The following is a 17,197-nucleotide window of genomic DNA, read 5'->3' on the forward strand; positions in this document are numbered from 1 at the left end:
GGATCGCGGCAGGTGACCCAAACCGGGGGGCGGCTGCGACCTCTCCTCGCGTTCGGTCAGCACCTGGAACAGCAGCTCAGCGCCCCTGCGGTCAAGCTCCATGTAGCCGAGTTCATCCATGCAGAGGAGATCGACGCGTCCGTAGCGGGCGATGGTCTTGGTCAGGATCTTCTCGTCCGCGGCCTCAACCAGCACGTTGACCAGCTTGGTGGCGAGTGCGCAGGGGACCCGGAAGCCGGCTACGGAGGCCTCGGCGCCGAGCGCGATCAGCAGGTGGGACTACCCGGTTCCTGAGTCGCCGATCAGGCAGAGCGGCAGCCCTTTCCTGATCCACTCGCAGGTGGCCAGGGTGTGGATGACCGCAGGGTCGATGTTCGGGTTGGCGTCGAAGTCGAAGGCCCGCAGCGTTTTCTTCCCCGCGCGCCGATGTGGCCTGAGTGTGTGGTGACGTACGGGGCGGACGGCAGTGCGTGCTCGTACGGGCGCGAGAGCCGCCCGCCCGTGTCCGAAGTCCTGGCCTATCGGGCCGCTGGACCCGCGGAGCGGGCGGCCGGGCCCGGCATCCCCCGGCATGCCACCCGGCAGCACGCTCCGCGGCCGCTTCGCCGACCGGTCGGACCACCGCCGCGCTGCATGTCGGTGCCCCGCGCGGCGAGCGGTCCGAAGGGTCAGGCTCCGGACTGGATCGGGCCGATGACGGTCCCGGCGGTCACTACGAACCGGCCTTCGGCGGCGGAGGTGCCCGGGATCTCTCCATCCGGGGCCCTGAGGGTGAACGACGCCTCGTCCGCCGGGGTGGCGTGGCCGTTGTTGGGGACCTGGATGTCGAAGTGGACGGGTCGGCCCGGCCCGAAGGTGACCACGGCTTTCTGATCACCGTACTGTCCGGCCGTGATGCCGAGCGGTGTGCCGTGGTGCGCGAAGGCCACGTCGGTCGGGGAGCCGGCCAGTCGGCACGCCGCGTATCCCTTCGGCGCGGTCAGGGTGACACGGAAGTGGACGTGCCCGGAACTGGCCTGGTCCTGCCTGATCTTCGCGAGGTGGTTGGCGGGCCGACAGGCCGACGGGGCGGCGACATCGGAAGACGTCGCGGCCCGCGCGGTGCCAGCGCTCGCGATGGCCGCCAAAGCGATGGCGACGACGATGACGGACGTGCGGTTGGTGCGCATGCTCAGCTCTCTCCCTGCCTTGCCGACTGGTCCCGCGGACCTTCCCCCACGGAACCACGGGTCAGCGGGATTCCTGCCCGATGCTCTTCGCGACAATGTCACGAAATGTCAAAGAACAGCCCTTCCGGACAAAGTCACCGGTGAGCCGGGCCGGGGTGCGGGGTGCGGGGCCGGGCCGCCCACCGGTCTTTCAGGCCAAGGCTCTCAGCAGTTCGGGCCCGTCGAACCGGAGCCGCCGCTGAAGGCAGCGAGGTGGTCGCTCATGCTTACTGAGCGTCACGTCACGCTGTCTGTCACGCTCACCGCTCACCGCGGACCGCGGACCGCGTGACAGCAGCCGTCCGAATGCCCGAATTGAACGTTCTTTGAGGCCAGGACACCCCCGGAACCCCCGTCCAGGGCCGCTTTCGTGACAGCACGGCAAGCGTGACAGTCCCTATCCCGGCCATCACGATCCGTGCGGGTGGTCGGGTCAGTTGTGACCTGTGTCAGTGAACGTTGATCGATTGCCGGTGATGGGCGATCAACGAGCTTCTGTGCCAGTGAGGGATGACTGCCCGCGGATTTGTGTCAGTGGAGGATGGTTCTATTCACGAATCCCGGTTCTGGCTCAGGTTCTGTGGTTCGTTACCGTGTGTCACCAGTCAGATCTCGAAGAGGGTTTCCTCTTGTGGCGGGATCGGAGGGTCGAGGACGTCGCGGAGCCGGGGTGATGTCCTGGCGCCAGATCTCCTGGAACGCCTGCTTCTGGTAGACGTCCAGCCGATCCATACTGATGGACGGGGCGGGGAGCCGCCAGGTGTGGAGCACGGTCCGGGTCTTCAGGAAAAGTCCGTATGCGGCCAGGGCGCACAACGCCAGGACGACAGCCTCCACGCGGGTTCCTCATTCTCCCGACTTTGCAAGTCCCCAGACTTACTCCGAGTTGGACTTCGTTGGGGCGGTGTATGACGTATGTGGCGAGTGTCCATTCTCCGCGCGCCGTGCCCCGTGGGGCCGGTGCGCCGGGCGGCAGCAGCTCGTCCAGCAGCAGCGCGGCGGCCTTGACCTCCGCATGCGGGCCCACCTCTGCCTCCAGCGCCCGCCGCATAGCCGCCGCGTCCAGGTCGGCGTCGGCCACGTAGACCAGGGCCAGCTGACCGCTCCACAGCCGGAACGCCACCTGAACCGTGCGCGACGACTTCGCCGGCCGGGGCCTCGCGGCCGGCCAGTCCCGGTCCGCGGCCCGCTCCGCCACCAACCACGGTTCCAACGATCCTCGGGGGCGACGGCGGCGGGCCTGCCGGCGGTACTTTCGCACCAGCGGGGGACGACCAGGACGGGCCTGGCGCCAGCAGAAGCCCGCTCAACCGCCCTGCTCCAGCGTGCCACCGAGCTGCCCGCAGCTGTCCTTTCCCGCATCCTCGGCATCCACATCGCCGTCGCCGTCAAGTGGCAGCGAGCCGCCGCCGGAGAATGGGCCGCCTGCGCTGCCGATGTCGGCAGCAAAGGCCCACAGTGACTGGTTGAGTGGTCAGGCACAATGATCGCGCCCCACTGGCAACGCACACCGCGTGGCCACCAGAATCACGCCATGGACGCAGGACTTGCAGGACTCCTCGGTGGCGTCATCGGCGCTGCGGTCGGCGCATTCGGAGCTACGGCATCCGCCTGGATCACTGGAAGGAAGGCAGCGCAACAGGCCGAGATCCAGTCCGAGACGCAGTTGAGGCACGCCCACCTTCAGATGGATGCTGAACGGACTCGTGCTCTTCGCGAATCGCGCAAGAGTGCCTACCTGGCCTTCGCCGAAAGCTGTCATCTGGTACACGGAGCGCTGAGCGATGCGGGCATCAAACTTGGAGGCATCGAAGCAAGCGACCCTCCTGAGGAACGTGAAGAGCGCCGCCAAGCCGCCCGCCGCCTCTGGAACGAAGCACGAACTCTGCACCGTCGGCTCGACCGCCTTCAGCACATCGTCTTCATCGAAGGCCCCAGCGAGATGGGCACTGCCGCGCAAGCGGCAACAGGCGCTTTGGTGCCGTACTTCGGCACAGTCATCGACTGGCTGCACGCGGTTGACAATGACACAGAAACGTCGCAGCACGGGGCAGAGAACGACAGGGCGCACAGCGAGGCATACGGCAAGCTCCTGGAGTTCCTCTATGCCGCCGCGGATACCACCTTGCCGGACGTCCAAGACCGGTGAGCCTGGGGTATCGGGCAGTGGTTCTGGCTCAACTTCCTTGATGAGGACACGTTGAGTGATGGATGGAAGTTGATGCGCCGGCAAACTCTCGCCGGGCCCTTGCGCTCTGCCTGCTGCCTTGACGGCGGATCCCTACATTATTTTGAGCGCGTTCAAATGTAGTTGGCGTTCGGTCGATGAGGTGGTGAGAAGGGCGGTTGCCATGGGGTATGGGGAGGGGTGAGCCGCCGGCCTGGCCGGACGCGGCCACGTTCCTGCACGAGGCCGCCAACTGGTCCGCCCTCGACGCACCGAGAGCCGGCGGCCGGTGTACGTCGCGGCGGAAAGGGACACCCTCCGGTAGATGTTCACCACCTCCTGGCCGGCCGAGTACGGCATCCCCGTCCTGGTCGTCCGCGGCTTCGCCTCCCAGTCCTACGCCGAAGTCGTACGCCGCCGCACCGCCCGGCACGGCCGCGCCACGTTCCTCTGGTGCGGTGCCCACGTACCGCAGGCCGCCTTCGTGTGCTTCTCCAGCGAGGACCTGCGCGACTGACCCCGTGGGTGTAGACCGGGCTTATGGGCTTGCGGCAGCGGCTTCCGCGCCGGCAGCGCTCTCGGCAAGCGTCCGATGCTCTGCTGGCGGTCCCGCTCGGGCTGATCGTGACCATCGTGTTGGCCGATGGGCTGAGCCCGCGCGGTGTCCCGCTGGGGCCGCTGCTGATCGTGGCGCCTGCGATCACGGCGTCATTCGCCGGTCCCGTGCTGACCGGGGTGATGGGTGGTGCCGCGGTGGCCGCCCTGCTGGGCATCGGCCTGGCACACGAGAACCTCCTGGGGACGCTCTACTTCGATTCGCAGATCATCGCCCTGCTGGTGGTCTCGGTGATCGTGACCGTGTTCCGCTATCTGCAGGTGCGCCACGCCCGTGAGCTGACGCAAGTACGGACGGTGTCGGAAGCCACGCAGAACGTGGTCATGCGGCCGCTGCCACGCCGGATCGGCCCACTGCGGGTGGCGTCGATGTACCTGGCGGCGCAGGAGCACGCCCTGATCGGCGGCGACCTCTACGCCGCCGTCCGCACCCCCACCGGCACCCGGCTGATCATCGGCGATGCCCGGGGCAAGGGCCTGACCGCGATCAGCGACGCCGCCCTGCTGCTGGGAGCCTTCCGTGAGGCCGCGCACCGCCAGGCCGCGTTGCCCGCCCTCATGGCCTACCTGGAGCACAGCGTCTGCTGGAACCTGGCCGAGCCCGCCGAAGCGGAGACAGCCGGGGAATGCTTCATCACCGCCGCCGTCCTCGACATCCCCGACAAGACCTCGCGGGCGCAGATGGTCACGTGCGGGCACCCGCCACCCTTGCTGCTGCACGACGGGCACGTCACCGCGCTGCCTGTTCTCCGGCCCGCGCCACCGCTGGGCCTGGGCGAGCTGAGCCGCCCCGACTACCACGTCGACACCTTCACCCTGGAACCGAACGATGTGCTGCTGCTGCACACAGACGGCCTGATCGAGGCCCGCGACGCCCGGGGCGTCTTCTACCCGCTGGCCGAGCGCGCCGCCGCCTGGACGGACGAGAGTCCCCCGGCACTGATCCGCCGCCTGCGCACCGACCTGCTCGCCCACGTCGGCGGGCACCTGGCCGACGACGCCGCCGTGATCGCCCTCCAGCACACCCACAGCCAGTTCCCCATCGAGCCGGACCGGCAAGTACACGAGCCTCGCCTGGTCGAGGAGACGGTGACGACGGTCCGTAACGGATGAGGCACGGGCCCACTCCCAGTGGCCGATGAACCCCTCGGCCCGTGCTTCGGGCGGTCGGCTGGGCTGCTCGGCATGGCCGACCACAGCGCTCAGTCACAGGTGGAGGGCCTGGTTGGGTTCGTCGATGGTGGCGGCCCGCAGCTCCGGCGTGTACGCGGCGGTCACCTCGTCGGGCGTGACGCCGAGGCGGCGGGTGAGCTGCTCGGTCAGCTGAAGAGCGCGGCAGCCGCCGCATTGCAGACGGCGACGATCGCCGAGACCAAGGACGACGAGTCCATGCGTCCCTCAGGGGCCACGGTGTCAACATGCGCCGCCAGGTTATGGGACGGCCCTGTCCACGTTCGATGGCGCGAACCGCGCAGTCGTCAAGTTCAGTGGCAATCGGTCAGGGTTGGCTGTCACAGGACACCGGCTGATCACGCTCCGTTTGCGCCCGGGTGTCCCGTATCGGTCTGGCTTTCATCCTCTGGCGCCGGCGACTGCCGAGCTGTCCATGTAGTCGCGGGCGCGCGTGATCAGTCCGCTGTGAATGTGGAGTATCAAAAGACCGGGGACGGTGAAGTTGGTGCGTCTGGTCGGCAGCGTTCCTACCACGACGTGCTCGGCGATGATCACTTCCGGATCGGCGGTTTCGTAGGCCGCGATCTTCCTGACCTCCTGCACCTGGATGGGGCTTGTGCCCCAGGCCGCCCGGTATCCCGCGCGCACTGCCTCGCGTCCCTCGTAGCGCGGAGGGAAACCGGGAGAGGTGAACGGGAACTCGTGCACCGCGTCCATGGCATAGAGATCGGCGAGATCGTCCGGGGACTTGTCGAGCATGGCCTGGTAATAGCGGTTCAGCACCTCGCGAGGGGTGCGAACAGCAGGTGTATCCATATGCGGCACTGACGCCTCCATCCGCTCAACACTTGTTGACCCACCTACCGTAGGGTCGGCTGGAAGTTCGGTCAACGGCTGTAGAGTGAATCGGTGTCCACTCCTCGCCAGTCCCGCGCCGACCGCCGCCGAGCGACCGAGGCGCGCATCCTCGACAGTGCCCGGGAGCTGTTCGCCGAGAAGGGGTTCGATCGCACCACCATCCGTGCCGTGGCGACTGCGGCGAGCGTCGACCCGGCGCTGGTCATGCAGTACTTCGGCTCGAAGCGCGAGCTTTTCACCCAAGCCGTGCAGGCGTTTCCCGTACTGCCGGCAACCACTGACACCGACGCGCTCGTCGAGCAGCTGCTGGCCACGCTCGACCTCAAGCTCGGCGGCCTTCCCGAGGGCACGCTGGCGATGTTGCGCTCCATGCTCACCGACCCGGCAGCAGCCGATCACGTCCGCGTCACCCTCGATCGGCAGATCGACAGCGTCAGCGCTGCCCTGCCCGCAGCCGAGGACCCCGAGCTGCGCGCCGCACTTTTCGTCACCGCCTTGCTGGGCGTCACCATCGGCCATCAGTTCCTCCGCCTGACCGCTCTTCGTGGCGCCTCAGCCGACCGCATCGCCGCTCTACTGCGCCCGGCGTTCAAGGCCCTGGCAGGACCTCCGGACTGAAGACGGCGGCGCTGCCGATGCCCGGTGCGCTCATTGGAGGACCATTCCTTCTGCAGCCCTCTTCGGTAGGGTTGTGACCTCTCGGTCCCGGTGGGTGCACGGCCATGTGCGCGAGCCGTTCGACGGCCGGCATGAGTTACGCCGGCCCCGCCGGGCCGAGGCCGTCTGATCGGCTTCAGGGACACGCCCCGCGGAGGGCCGATCAATGAGCTCCCGGCAGACGACCTCACCACCGGGCAGGTGCTCCGTCGACGTCACAGGAGTACTTCTTTCGTGTTCATCGGATGGGACCGGGCGACCGAGACCCACGACGTCGGCGTCATGGACAACTCCGGCACCCGCGTGGACCGCTGGGAGCCGGCACACACCGGGCAAGGCATCGGGACGACCCTCAAACGCCTTGCCCGGCACAGGAGTTCGGCCGACTCACCGGTGGCGATCGAGACGACCCGCGGGCTGGTCGTGGACCGGCTGCCGGCCGCCGGCCACCCGGTGGTGCCTGTGCACCCGAACGCCTTCCACGCCATGCGTCCGCGCTGGGGAGCCTCCACGGCCAAGACCGACGCAGGGGACAGTCACAAGCTCGCCGACCACCCGCGCACCGACGGCCACCAGCTGCGACGGCTGACCCCGACCGGCCCCAGGACCCTGGAGGGGACGCCGGCGCGTCCGGGGCCCGTCGGCTTCGGACGGCGCCCGGACGCGGGGTGCACACTGTTATGCCGACAGGATCCCCAACAGTGCTGCGCCGAACTCCTCGGGGCGTTCCAGGTGTACCGAATGTCCCGCTCCGGACACGGCGACCTCCCGTACCGAGCCGCCGGCTGCCGCGTACTGGTCCAGGACATGGCGGGTCTGCTCCACCATCGGCTGGGCGGGGGTCCCGTCCCAGCCCGGCACCGCGCCGATCGAGCCCAGGTGTGCCAGATCGAACATCGAGGTGTCGGAGACGATGACGTCATCCTCGCCGCGTACCCACAGCACCGGCGGCTTGGGGTCGATCAGGTGCAGGTCGCCGATGCGGAAGTACGTCGGCGCAAGGCAGTTGAGCACCCCGCGGGTGCCTGGCGCGATACCCGGCCAGGCGGAGGACGGCGCGCTGTCGCCCGGGTAGTGGTCGTCGCCGGTCCGTGTGCTGAGCATGGACTCGACGTACTCGTCCTCGTGCTCGGGGCGCATCGGCGGCTTGACATAGCAGGTCGCCAGGACGCTGCGGGGCGAGAGCGGTGAGTCCTCGCCGCGGTCGCCCTTGGCGAGCAGCTGGACGAACTCGGGGTTGGCCGTGCCGCCGCCCGATCCGGCCCCGTCGGGGGAGTTGAGGGTGCCGTCCGGCCCGTGCGTACCGCCGAAGCCGTACGGGGAGACGGGGCTGACCAGGGTCAGTGAACGCACCGCGGCCGGGTGGTCCCGCAGGTACTGCATGACCACCCCTCCGCCCATGGACCAGCCCACCAGGTGGGCCCGGTCGATTTCGAGGGCGGCGAGCAGCACGGCGAGATCGTCGGTGTAGTCGAGCAGTCCGCGTGTCGCGTCGACCGGCAGCGGGTCCGTGCCGCCGAAGCCGCGCAGGTCCACGGCGATGGGGCGGTAGCGCTGCGGGAGGGCGAGCAGGGCGGTGCGCCAGAAGGCGGAGGAGGAGACGTTGCCGTGGACGAAGACGACCGGTTCGCCCTCGTCCCGGACGTCGAGGATCTGGACGGTCAGCCGGCCGGTGGAGACGCGGCGGGTGCGGAGTGAGGCCATGTCGGGTCCTTCAGGAGAGCCAGGTGGCGACCTGGGAGGTGGCCGCACTGTGCCAGCCCAGTTCGAGGTGGTTGGCGGTCGCGATGGTGGCTTTGCCGCCGACCGTGGGGATGCCGGTGGTGTCGAGCGCACTGGAGATGAAGACGACGCCGTCGCTGGGGCCGCGGTTCTCGTTGAAGATACCGACGATGTCGGGGGATCCGCCGGCCAGCAGATAGGTGGTGACGGAGGCGGGTACTCCGGCGCTGTGCAGCGGTGCGATCAGCGATCCGGCGTCGATGGCGGCCTGGATGCCGCTGCCCGCGGTGTAGAAGCCCTGGCCGCCGTAGTAGGTCGTGTACCAGTCCTGTGCGGCGCCGTCGACTCCGTACGTACCGTCCCAGCGTGCCAGCATCTGGCGCTGGCCGGGATAGTTGTCGTATCCGCCGGAGGGCGTCATCGAGAACTCGGGGTGCGCGGTGTACTGGCCGTAGCAGGTCATGTGGGAGTGCGGGGAGGGGGCGTTGATCTTTCCTCCGCACTCGGGCCAGATGGAGAAGTCATGGGCCCAGCCGTGGGCGTACGGGTAGTCGTAGCCGCCGTTCGGACCGCCGAGCGTGATCAGCTTCCGTACGTCGCCGGCGTACGCCCGCCCCCAGCTCGGCTTCAGGGACGACACATACGCGCGGGTCGACATCTCGCCCTTGCTCCAGCCGACCAGATCGACCTTGCTCACGCCCAGCTTCGCCTTGATGACGGCGATGGCGTCGCCGACGATCTGCGCCTGCATCAGGTTGTCGCCCTGCTTGTGCGCGAAGCCGACGGCGAAGACGCGGTGGCCGCGCGCGGACAGAGACTGCATCATCCCGGTGGATGGGCAGGTCAGGGCTCCGCAGCCGTAGCCGCCCGACTCGCCCGGGTTGGCCCAGGCGCGGTCCGCGGTGTCGTTCGCGCCGTGGACGAGGAGGACGGGTGTGGTGCGGGATCCAGTGTTCCAGCCGGGCGCGGAGTAGAGGAGGAAGCGGTCCGAGGACGGGCGGGAGGCGCCACCGAAGTAGGTGACTCGCTTGCCGTCCTGGTCGCCTCGTCCGTCCGAGGGGTAGCCCTCGGCGCGGAAGCCGCTGGTGGTGTCGAGATAGCGGTCGACGCGCTCCCAGCCGTTGGTGACGGTGCCGACTCCGTAGCTCGCCTCAAGGGTGAGATACGCGGGTGGTTCGGCGGCCGCGGCGCTTCCGCCGGTGGCCGGCAGCCCGGCCACCACTGCGAGGAGCAGGGCGGGCAGCAGCCACCACCGGCGCCCGGCGTTACCTTTGTACCGCATGTTCCTGCCTCCTTGGCCATGATGCCGATGCGACGCACACGCTAGGGAAGGGGCGACCGGGGAGGGGATGTGTGTGGGCCACACAAGGGGAGCGGTCCGTATGGGGTCAAGTGCCGGACGAGGGCGATCCCCGGAAATGGACACCAGGGTTCACGAACGGGTGACAGTGCATATGGCGTGATCCGCTGAAGCCAACCCGGTCTTCCAGTTCATCTCGAAGTGTTACGAGAAGGGCTCGATCACCTTGACCCCGGTTGCGGATGGTGCCGGCGCTCACGGCACCTGTGGTGAGGGGCTTCTTGCACCAGACGCAGGCGCGGGCCCTGGCCTGGTCCCACGTCAGTGCCGTCAGGCCGGGGCGTTCAGAATGGTGCGTAGCAGCTCGCCACGGTTGGGTGCTCCCGCCTGCGCATGGGGGTGGCGTAACCAGACACCGATTGTTCGTCGGATGCTCGGTCAATGGTGTGACGGAATCGCCATGACCCGGGTTTCGGTGGTCCCTGGACGAAGAGGCGTTTCCTCAGTGAATGGAGCCACCATGACATAGCGTCAGACCGAGGACGAGGCCTCCTTCGTCGGACCGCCGCCGACGTAATCCCGACACGCAGCACGTGCCACCCACTCCGTCAGGAATTCGAATGCCCATGCCAGAAAGGAACCCTGGACATGTCCGATGAGCAGCCATTCGTCCTCGATCCCACCGCTGCCGACCACCACGCCGAGGACCGGGCCCTGCGCGCCCGCGGGGCGGCCACACTCGTGGACATCCTCGGGGTGACCGCGTGGTCCGTCTCCGATCCAGGCCTCCTGAAGCAGCTCCTGACGCGCACATACGTCTCCAAGGACGCTCGAGCGCACTGGCCGGCCTTTGCCGACACGGTCCCCACCTGGCCACTCGCTCTCTGGGTAACGGTCGACAACATGTTCACCGCCTACGGCAGCGACCACCGCCGCCTGCGTCGTCTCATCGCCCCGGCCTTCTCCGCTCGCCGTATCGCCGCCCTGACGCCCGTCGTCGAGGACCTCGTCACCGTCGTCCTCGACGACCTGGACGCCCTTCCGGCCGGCGAACTCGTCGACCTGCGCGAGCACTTGGCCTATCCACTGCCGATCGCGGTCATCGGCCGGATGATGGGCCTTTCCTCCACCCAGCTGAAAGGGCTCCGCACGGTGGTGGACCGGGTGTTCGCCACAACCCTCTCCGCAGACGAAGCCGCGGCGAATGCGGCCACCCTCTACCGGCTCCTCGACGAGTTGATCGCCGCGAAAAGGGCCGAGCCCGGCGACGACATGACCTCTCTCCTGATCGCCACCCGCGACGAGGAGGGCGACGGCAGCGCTCTGACCGACGCCGAATTGCGCGGTACCCTGGTGCTGATGATCAGCGCCGGCTACGAGACGAGCGTCAACGTCATCGACCAGGCCATCACCTCCCTGCTGACCGACCCGGAGCAGACGGCCCATGTCCGCGCCGGCCGGTGCGACTGGAATGACGTCGTCGAGGAGACGCTGCGCCACGAGCCGGCCATCAAGCACCTGCCTCTGCGCTACGCACTCGAGGACATCCCACTGCCCGACGGGCAGACGATCCGGGCCGGGGAGGCGATTCTCGCCTCCTACGCAGCCGCCAACCGCCATCCGGACTGGCACGGTGACAACGCCGATCTCTTCGACGCCACCCGAACCACCAAGGACCACCTGGCTTTCGGGCACGGCGTCCACTACTGCCTCGGCGCCCCCCTCGCCCGCCTCGAAGTCGCCGCCGCCCTGCGTCAGCTGTTTGCGCGCTTTCCCGACGCCCGACTCGCGGTACCCCCTGGGGAACTGCAGCCTCTGCCGACCCTGATCAGCAACGGGCACGTGGCCCTGCCCGTTCGCCTGCGCCCGGTATCCCAGTGATGGCTCCACGGACGGGAAGGACGACCATGACCTCGCTTGCTCCCACTGCACTGCTCACCGTGCGGCGGCACGAGCCGGGCAGTTCCGGGAACGAGTAGGGGGGCCCGCGCCGAGAGGCGTCTTCGGCGCGGGCAGCAGGATCAGGCCGCCTTGTAGGCGACGTACCCCCACTGCTCAGTATCGGGACCAGGCCCGGTGCGCTGGTCGGGGAACCAGCGGTTGACCGGTCCGAGGCCGGGCAGGGGGATGGTGAGACCTTCCGCCATTGCGGCCATCGCCTCGGCGGAGCTCGCCACGTAGGGAATGGTCCCGGAGGCCGCGTAGGACTCGTTTGCGGCGTCGACCTCTGGCGAAGCCAGGGTCGTGCACAGGACCAGGCAGCTGCCCGGCGCGAGGCGGGCCATGTACCTCTGCACCAGGGCGGCGGCCTCGGCGGGGTCGGTGACATGGCCGATGACGGCCATCAGCATCAGCGCGACCGGCCGGTCCAGGTCCAGCGTCCGCGTGGCGTGGGCGAGCACCGTGTCCGGGTCCGTCAGGTCGGCGTCCACGTAGTCGGTGGCGCCCTCACGCGTGCTGGTGAGCAGGGCGCGGGCGTGTGCGAGGACGATCGGGTCGTGGTCGACGTAGACGATGCGGGCGTCGGGTGCGACGCGCTGCGCGACCTCGTGGGTGTTGTCGGCGGTCGGGAGTCCGGTACCGATGTCGAGGAACTGCCGGAACCCCTTCTCGCCGGCCAGGTGCCGTACCGTCCGTCCGAGGAAGGCGCGGGTCGCGATGGCCAGGTCGACCGCACCGGGGTACTCGCGCTTGATCTGCTCGCCGAGTTCCTGGTCTGCGGCGAAGTTGTCCTTGCCGCCCAACAGGTAGTTCCAGAACCGTGCGGAGTGCGGTTTCTCGGGCTGGAGGTCCAGATCCTGCGTGCCGTTGCTCATGAGAGAGAGTCCTTTCCGGTCCGGATGCGGTTCGTCGGGGGCGGAGCGAGAGCCGCGGTCGCGTCCATCGCGGCGAGGTAGGCGAGGACCGCTCCCTTGTCCTCCGTGACCGTCGTGGCCTCCGGGTGAAGCCCGCGCACGATCAGCCGGTCGGCGAGCTGCGGGTGGGTGTAGCGCAAGATGTCCGCGGACCCGCTCAGCAGCAGCGGGTGCTGTCCGGCTGTTACGGGGATCACCTGCAGGGTGACCGCCCTCCGGTGTACGGCGAAGTGGTCCAGGTGGGCGAGCTGCTCGGCCATCACGTCCCGGTCCCCGATCATCCGCTCCAGTACAACGCTCTCGATCAGGGCCCACAACAGTACGGGCCGGTCCATGCGGCAGACGGTGTGCTGCTGCCGTTCTTCCAGGAGCCGCAGCCGTCGGCCGATCTCCTCCGCACCGGCGCGGGGGTGCCGCAGCTTCAGGAGCGCACGCGCGTAGCCGGGGGTCTGGAGCAGTTCGGGGACCACACCGGGGGCGTAGGTGCGGATCAGGCAGGCTTCTGATTCCAGATCGATCACCCCGGCCAGGTGGTCGGGGAGGATGTCGCGGTACGGGTGCCACCATCCCGGCTGCCGTGCCTCCTCCAGTGACGCCAGGACCATCTCCGCCTCGGCGTCCGGCGTCCCGTAAAGGCGCAGCAGGTGGCTCACCGTCGCGCGGCGCGGGGCGGTCCTGGCAAGTTCCAGACGGCTGAGCGTCATCTCGTGCACGCCGAGGGCGACCGCGGCGGCCTCCAGGGTGAAACCTGCGGCTTCGCGCCGGGCGCGCAGCTCGGAGGCGAACAGGCGCAGGGCCACGGTGGGGCCGGAACGGGGCCGTGACACAGGCAGGAGTCCCTTCCTCGATCGACGGGTGCCGCGCTGCTCCACGATCCAGCAGCGACCGCTTACTCGCACTCTGCAGGGTTGCAGAGTGTCGGGTACCTTCGATAGTGGATTAGGCCAAACGGCCGAAAACCCTCCTCCGGCCGTCCTTGTAGGAGTGGAGGCATACATGTACATCTGCATGCCGGCGGACCTCGACTCGATTCGCCACACCCAGCGCGTCGTCGCCGCGGAGCTCCGGCTGCGGCACTGCCCTCCTGAGCAGATAGCCGAAGCCCAGCGCGTCGTCGCCGACCTCCTCGATCCGCTCTGCCGGACGGCAGGTGTCAGCCGGTACGGCCTCACCATCCAGCAGTCCCTCACCGTCCCGGGAACAATCCGTGTGAGTGTGACCACGGAGGGCACGAACACACGCCGGGAGATCCCTGTCCCTCACCCCCGGCCTCCCGCCGACGACAGCCCAGGACTCTGAGCGGGGCCGCCGCGAGCCTGCCGCTCCTGTGCGACATGGCCGACGACCCCACTGTCCCGACCGGGCCCGGATCGGATGAGCGCTCGGCCGGATGCCCTCGCCACGCCGGCGCCGTCCAGTCCGGTGACTGTGGCACCGCCGCCACGAAACACGCGCCCGCCGTTGCCACTGCACACGGCGCGGTCACACCCTCGTGGGACCACCCGGCAAAGACCGACCCGCCCTCGGTCCCAGCCCGCTACACCCCCCACGCCCAAGCCGTTGACCAGCACGAATGAAGAAGTCCGGCTGGAGTGCCAGGCAACGGAGTCCCTCAGGGAAGCGGATGAGGCGGCCCTGTGGGGGCGCGCAGGTGCCAGATGCGCGCCGGGGGGAGGTTGCCCCATACGGTGCGGCAGTCGACGGTGTGGGTCTGTTGGAACATGTCGAGCACGTGGGTGACTCCACTGTGCCGGGCCAGGCTCCGGGAAGTACCCACCAGTGCGCGGAGGCGGGCCGTGCCGCGGTAGCCGAAGTACGTCAGGTGGCCGCCGGGCTTGAGTGCGGTGAGATAGGCGGCGAGCAGATCGGACACCTCGCGGGGGTGGAAGTTGGCGAACGGCAGCCCGGAGACGATCACGTCGTAGCGCGCCTGGGGGTCGAGCTCTGCCACCGGTCCGGCGATCAGTGCGATGCGTTCCCGGTGGACCGCCAGCCGGGGGTCGGTGCGCAGGTCCGCGGCGAGCAGGCGGGCGAAGCGGGGGTTGGCCTCGACGAGGTCCAGGGTGTCCTCGGGGCCGAGCAGGTCCGCCAGTACTCGGGAGACCGCGCCGGTTCCGGCACCGACCTCCAGTACGGCGCGTGGCTGCCCGGTGCGGTGCGCCAGCGGCGCGGCGAGCGCCGCGGCGAGGTGACGGCCGCTCGGGGTCACCGCCCCGGTCGTACGGAAGGTCCGGAACGTCTCGGCAAAGAACAGCCGGCGGTCGGCGAGGCGTCGTGCCGGGGTCCGCCGGGCGGGGGATGTGCGTGTCGGGGAGAAGACCATGGCATGGACGCTAGGCAGCCGGGGGCGCACCGGAATCTTCCGATGTGTGACGAAGACCCCCGACGAAAGCAGGGGGTCCCGATGGCCGTTCGCCGGGGTCGACAAGGCAGGAACGTCCCTAGGATGACGAGGTGAAATCCGAGCCGGAGCGCAACATGCCGTTGTGGGTGGAGGTGCCGTCAGCGGTGCTGTTCGCCCTGCTGTCCACGCTGGAGGGCTTTCGGTCGGCCGGTGACACCCTGGCCGATCCGGCACCGTGGGTGGCGGCGGCCGCCTCGCTCGCGGTGCTCGCCCGCTATAGGTTTCCGCGGGCGGTGGCGGGCCTGGCGCTGGTCTCGGTCGGACTGGGAGCCGTGTTCCCCGTGTTGGTGACGCTCTACCACTTCGCCTCGCGCGGCCGGTTGCGAGCGGTGTGGGTGAGCCTGGGTATCGCTCTGGCCGCCGGGTTGCCGTGGCTGGCGGCTGCGCTGGCGCTGGGACGCCCCTTGTCCGGGGGAAGGCTCAACACCTGGACCGGCGCCGGTGTTGGCAATGCCGTGCTGGTGGCTCTCGCCTTGGCCCTCGGCATGTGGGCGGGAAGTCGGCGCAGACTGCTGGGTGCACTGACGGACCAGGTGGAACAGCTACGGGTTGAGCGTGAACTCCGCGCCGAAAAAGCGCGGTTGGCGGAGCGGGCGCGGATCGCCCGCGAGATGCACGATGTGCTCGCACACCGGCTGAGCCTGCTGATGCTGCACGCCGGAGCACTTCAGCTACGTGCTGAGGGGATGTCACCTGCCGTCCTGGAGCGGTTGACCCTGCTGCGCAGCACGGCCGGACAGGCGTTGGACGATCTGCGCGAGGTGCTGGGGGCGCTGCGCTCCGACCGGCCCGCCGGGGCCGATGGGGCGCCCGCCGGCACGGCGCCGGCCCTGCCGGAGCTGGCGGAGCTGCTCGCCGAGGCGCGGACCGCCGGTCAGGTGATCGAGTCGGTGGTGTCCGGTGATGTGGAGAGCACCTCTACCAGCCATCGTCTGGCGGTACACCGGCTCGTACGGGAGGCCCTGACCAATGCCCGCAGACATGCCCATGACGCGCCCGTGACGGTGAGCGTGCACTACGGACCGTCGGCCACCACGGTGGAAGTCGTCAACGGACCGGCCGGACACGTCGGTGACTCCGCGGTCCCCGGAGGTTCCGCAGTGCCCGGTGGCTACGGCCTGATCGGTCTGGCGGAGCGAGTCGCGGCGCTGGGCGGTCACCTGCACACCGGCGCCTGTGGGGGCGGTTGGCGGCTGTTCGCCCGGCTGCCCGCCTCCTCGCCCGTCCTTCGGCCGGTGTCCGCATCGTGATCAATATTCTGGTGGTCGACGACGACGCCCTGGTGCGGCTCGGTCTCGTCGACCTGCTGTCCACCGACCCGGAACTGACCGTCGTCGCCGAGGCGGCGGACGGTCTTGCCGCCCTCGAACAGGCGAGCCGGCACCGGGTCGACATTGCCATGGTCGATGTGCGGATGCCGCGGATGGACGGCATCGCCGCGACCCGCCGGCTGCGCGCGCTCCCGGACCCGCCACGGGTGATCACCCTGACCACCTTCGACCTGGACGAGTACGTCTACGATGCGCTCGCCGCCGGCGCGGACGGCTTCCTGCTCAAGGACACCGAACCGCGCGAGATCATCCGCGCAGTCCATGTGGTGGCGGACGGCCAGGGCATGCTGCACCCGGCTGCCGCCCGTCGCCTGATCGACCGCTTCCACCGTGCCGCCCGCCCCGAAGCGCTGGAAGCCCGCACCCGGGTCGAGGGCCTGACACCCCGTGAGACGGATGTCCTGGCACGGCTGGCGCTGGGTGATTCCAACGCGGAGATCGCGACGGCGCTGGGCATGCGCGAGAGTACCGTCAAGGCACACGTCAGCCGGATCCTCGGTACGCTCGGCGCCGGCAACCGCGTCCAGGCCGCCCTGCTGGCCCGCGACGCGGGGCTGGGCGGCCATGTCTGACCGGTTCGCCGCAGGGGAGGCCTTCGGTCCCGGGAGATGGCGTGACCGGCGTCTTTGACGGTCACGAGCAGGGAGTCCGGAAGGGTGCGCCGGTACTCGTCGGTGACCGCAGGTTCGAAGGAGTTGCACTCGTCCCGCAGCACGAGCCGGATCTGTTCATCGACATCACGCCGAAGGCCATGGCCGACCGGCGGCCACGGGCCGCGACTCAGCCGGGCAGATGCGGCCGCATCCTGCCCACGGAGACGAAAGCAGAACCACCGACCTCGACCAGCAGTGGTCAAGCAACAAATGGCCGGTTGTTGGTGTGAAGGTGTGTGTTTCTGACGAGTCGG

At 69.1% G+C, this 17,197-nt stretch carries 16 protein-coding genes and 2 pseudogenes; 9 read left to right on the top strand and 9 right to left on the bottom strand.

The features are described from left to right. Nucleotides 1-36: 36 nt before the first annotated feature. From ACFV8T_RS26430 to ACFV8T_RS26440, 3 genes and pseudogenes are all read right to left on the bottom strand, one after another. Nucleotides 37-414: pseudogene (locus tag ACFV8T_RS26430) on the bottom strand (ATP-binding protein); the annotation flags it as partial. Nucleotides 415-668: 254 nt separating this feature from the next. Continuing rightward, a complete protein-coding gene (locus ACFV8T_RS26435) occupies nucleotides 669-1,169 on the bottom strand; it encodes a DUF4232 domain-containing protein (RefSeq protein ID WP_385331922.1) in 501 nt (166 codons plus the stop codon). A gap of 627 nt (nucleotides 1,170-1,796) precedes the next feature. Beyond that, complete coding sequence (locus tag ACFV8T_RS26440) at nucleotides 1,797-2,045, bottom strand: hypothetical protein (protein WP_385331925.1); 249 nt, start codon at nucleotides 2,043-2,045, stop codon at nucleotides 1,797-1,799. A 697-nt stretch (nucleotides 2,046-2,742) separates the two neighbouring features. Here ACFV8T_RS26440 and ACFV8T_RS26445 point away from each other — a divergent pair. The 3 genes from ACFV8T_RS26445 (at nucleotide 2,743) to ACFV8T_RS26455 (ending at nucleotide 5,103) form a co-directional block, all read left to right on the top strand. Continuing rightward, nucleotides 2,743-3,357: a hypothetical protein gene (locus ACFV8T_RS26445; RefSeq protein ID WP_385331928.1), complete on the top strand. Its 615-nt coding sequence runs from the start codon at nucleotides 2,743-2,745 to the stop codon at nucleotides 3,355-3,357. Between the two features lie 343 nt (nucleotides 3,358-3,700). Next, complete coding sequence (locus ACFV8T_RS26450) at nucleotides 3,701-3,892, top strand: hypothetical protein (RefSeq protein WP_385331931.1); 192 nt, start codon at nucleotides 3,701-3,703, stop codon at nucleotides 3,890-3,892. 107 nt (nucleotides 3,893-3,999) lie between these two features. Then, entirely contained in the window at nucleotides 4,000-5,103 is a 1,104-nt protein-coding gene (locus ACFV8T_RS26455) for a PP2C family protein-serine/threonine phosphatase (protein ID WP_385331933.1), read from the top strand. Between the two features lie 459 nt (nucleotides 5,104-5,562). On the opposite strand, the gene ACFV8T_RS26460 is transcribed toward ACFV8T_RS26455, so the two are convergent. Further along, on the bottom strand, nucleotides 5,563-5,946 hold the full coding sequence (locus ACFV8T_RS26460; protein WP_385331936.1) for a nuclear transport factor 2 family protein: 384 nt from the start codon (nucleotides 5,944-5,946) through the stop codon (nucleotides 5,563-5,565). Between the two features lie 126 nt (nucleotides 5,947-6,072). Here ACFV8T_RS26460 and ACFV8T_RS26465 point away from each other — a divergent pair, with 126 nt between their 5' ends. Both ACFV8T_RS26465 and ACFV8T_RS26470 read left to right on the top strand, forming a co-directional pair. Then, entirely contained in the window at nucleotides 6,073-6,639 is a 567-nt protein-coding gene (locus ACFV8T_RS26465) for a TetR/AcrR family transcriptional regulator (protein ID WP_385331939.1), read from the top strand. Between the two features lie 273 nt (nucleotides 6,640-6,912). Next, a pseudogene (locus ACFV8T_RS26470) lies at nucleotides 6,913-7,263 on the top strand (transposase); the annotation flags it as partial. A gap of 93 nt (nucleotides 7,264-7,356) precedes the next feature. Here ACFV8T_RS26470 and ACFV8T_RS26475 read toward each other — a convergent pair. Next, nucleotides 7,357-8,382, bottom strand: a complete 1,026-nt coding sequence (locus ACFV8T_RS26475; protein ID WP_385331942.1) for an alpha/beta fold hydrolase — start codon at nucleotides 8,380-8,382, stop codon at nucleotides 7,357-7,359. A 10-nt stretch (nucleotides 8,383-8,392) separates the two neighbouring features. Further along, nucleotides 8,393-9,682, bottom strand: coding sequence for an esterase/lipase family protein (locus tag ACFV8T_RS26480; protein WP_385331945.1), 1,290 nt, complete (start codon nucleotides 9,680-9,682; stop codon nucleotides 8,393-8,395). A gap of 666 nt (nucleotides 9,683-10,348) precedes the next feature. Between ACFV8T_RS26480 and ACFV8T_RS26485 the strand changes: the two genes are divergently transcribed. After that, the gene (locus ACFV8T_RS26485) at nucleotides 10,349-11,581 is read left to right on the top strand and encodes a cytochrome P450 (protein ID WP_385331948.1); all 1,233 of its coding nucleotides are present in this window, start codon (nucleotides 10,349-10,351) and stop codon (nucleotides 11,579-11,581) included. 140 nt (nucleotides 11,582-11,721) lie between these two features. Here ACFV8T_RS26485 and ACFV8T_RS26490 read toward each other — a convergent pair whose 3' ends face one another. After that, entirely contained in the window at nucleotides 11,722-12,516 is a 795-nt protein-coding gene (locus ACFV8T_RS26490) for an SAM-dependent methyltransferase (RefSeq protein ID WP_385331951.1), read from the bottom strand. After that, on the bottom strand, nucleotides 12,513-13,382 hold the full coding sequence (locus tag ACFV8T_RS26495; RefSeq protein ID WP_385331954.1) for a helix-turn-helix domain-containing protein: 870 nt from the start codon (nucleotides 13,380-13,382) through the stop codon (nucleotides 12,513-12,515). Before ACFV8T_RS26495 ends, ACFV8T_RS26490 begins: the two co-directional genes overlap by 4 nt. A 169-nt stretch (nucleotides 13,383-13,551) precedes the next feature. Here ACFV8T_RS26495 and ACFV8T_RS26500 point away from each other — a divergent pair, with 169 nt between their 5' ends. Continuing rightward, a complete protein-coding gene (locus ACFV8T_RS26500; RefSeq protein ID WP_385331957.1) occupies nucleotides 13,552-13,854 on the top strand; it encodes a hypothetical protein in 303 nt (100 codons plus the stop codon). 313 nt (nucleotides 13,855-14,167) lie between these two features. On the opposite strand, the gene ACFV8T_RS26505 is transcribed toward ACFV8T_RS26500, so the two are convergent. Further along, a complete protein-coding gene (locus ACFV8T_RS26505; protein WP_385331960.1) occupies nucleotides 14,168-14,878 on the bottom strand; it encodes a class I SAM-dependent methyltransferase in 711 nt (236 codons plus the stop codon). Nucleotides 14,879-15,009: 131 nt separating this feature from the next. Between ACFV8T_RS26505 and ACFV8T_RS26510 the strand changes: the two genes are divergently transcribed. Then, on the top strand, nucleotides 15,010-16,209 hold the full coding sequence (locus ACFV8T_RS26510; RefSeq protein WP_385331963.1) for a sensor histidine kinase: 1,200 nt from the start codon (nucleotides 15,010-15,012) through the stop codon (nucleotides 16,207-16,209). Then, nucleotides 16,206-16,862, top strand: a complete 657-nt coding sequence (locus ACFV8T_RS26515; RefSeq protein WP_385331966.1) for a response regulator — start codon at nucleotides 16,206-16,208, stop codon at nucleotides 16,860-16,862. Before ACFV8T_RS26510 ends, ACFV8T_RS26515 begins: the two co-directional genes overlap by 4 nt. The last annotated feature ends 335 nt before the right edge of the window (nucleotides 16,863-17,197 follow it).

This window comes from Streptomyces sp. NPDC059832, assembly GCF_042731715.1.
In the GTDB taxonomy this organism is placed as follows: Bacteria; Actinomycetota; Actinomycetes; order Streptomycetales; family Streptomycetaceae; genus Streptomyces.

Coding starts and splice junctions, on each gene's coding strand:
- ACFV8T_RS26435 (WP_385331922.1), bottom strand. CDS start 1,169: ATGCGCACCAACCGCACGTCCGTCATCGTCGTCGCCATCGCTTTGGCG.
- ACFV8T_RS26445 (WP_385331928.1), top strand. CDS start 2,743: ATGGACGCAGGACTTGCAGGACTCCTCGGTGGCGTCATCGGCGCTGCG.
- ACFV8T_RS26450 (WP_385331931.1), top strand. CDS start 3,701: ATGTTCACCACCTCCTGGCCGGCCGAGTACGGCATCCCCGTCCTGGTC.
- ACFV8T_RS26475 (WP_385331942.1), bottom strand. CDS start 8,382: ATGGCCTCACTCCGCACCCGCCGCGTCTCCACCGGCCGGCTGACCGTC.
- ACFV8T_RS26480 (WP_385331945.1), bottom strand. CDS start 9,682: ATGCGGTACAAAGGTAACGCCGGGCGCCGGTGGTGGCTGCTGCCCGCC.
- ACFV8T_RS26485 (WP_385331948.1), top strand. CDS start 10,349: ATGTCCGATGAGCAGCCATTCGTCCTCGATCCCACCGCTGCCGACCAC.
- ACFV8T_RS26490 (WP_385331951.1), bottom strand. CDS start 12,516: ATGAGCAACGGCACGCAGGATCTGGACCTCCAGCCCGAGAAACCGCAC.
- ACFV8T_RS26500 (WP_385331957.1), top strand. CDS start 13,552: ATGTACATCTGCATGCCGGCGGACCTCGACTCGATTCGCCACACCCAG.
- ACFV8T_RS26505 (WP_385331960.1), bottom strand. CDS start 14,878: ATGGTCTTCTCCCCGACACGCACATCCCCCGCCCGGCGGACCCCGGCA.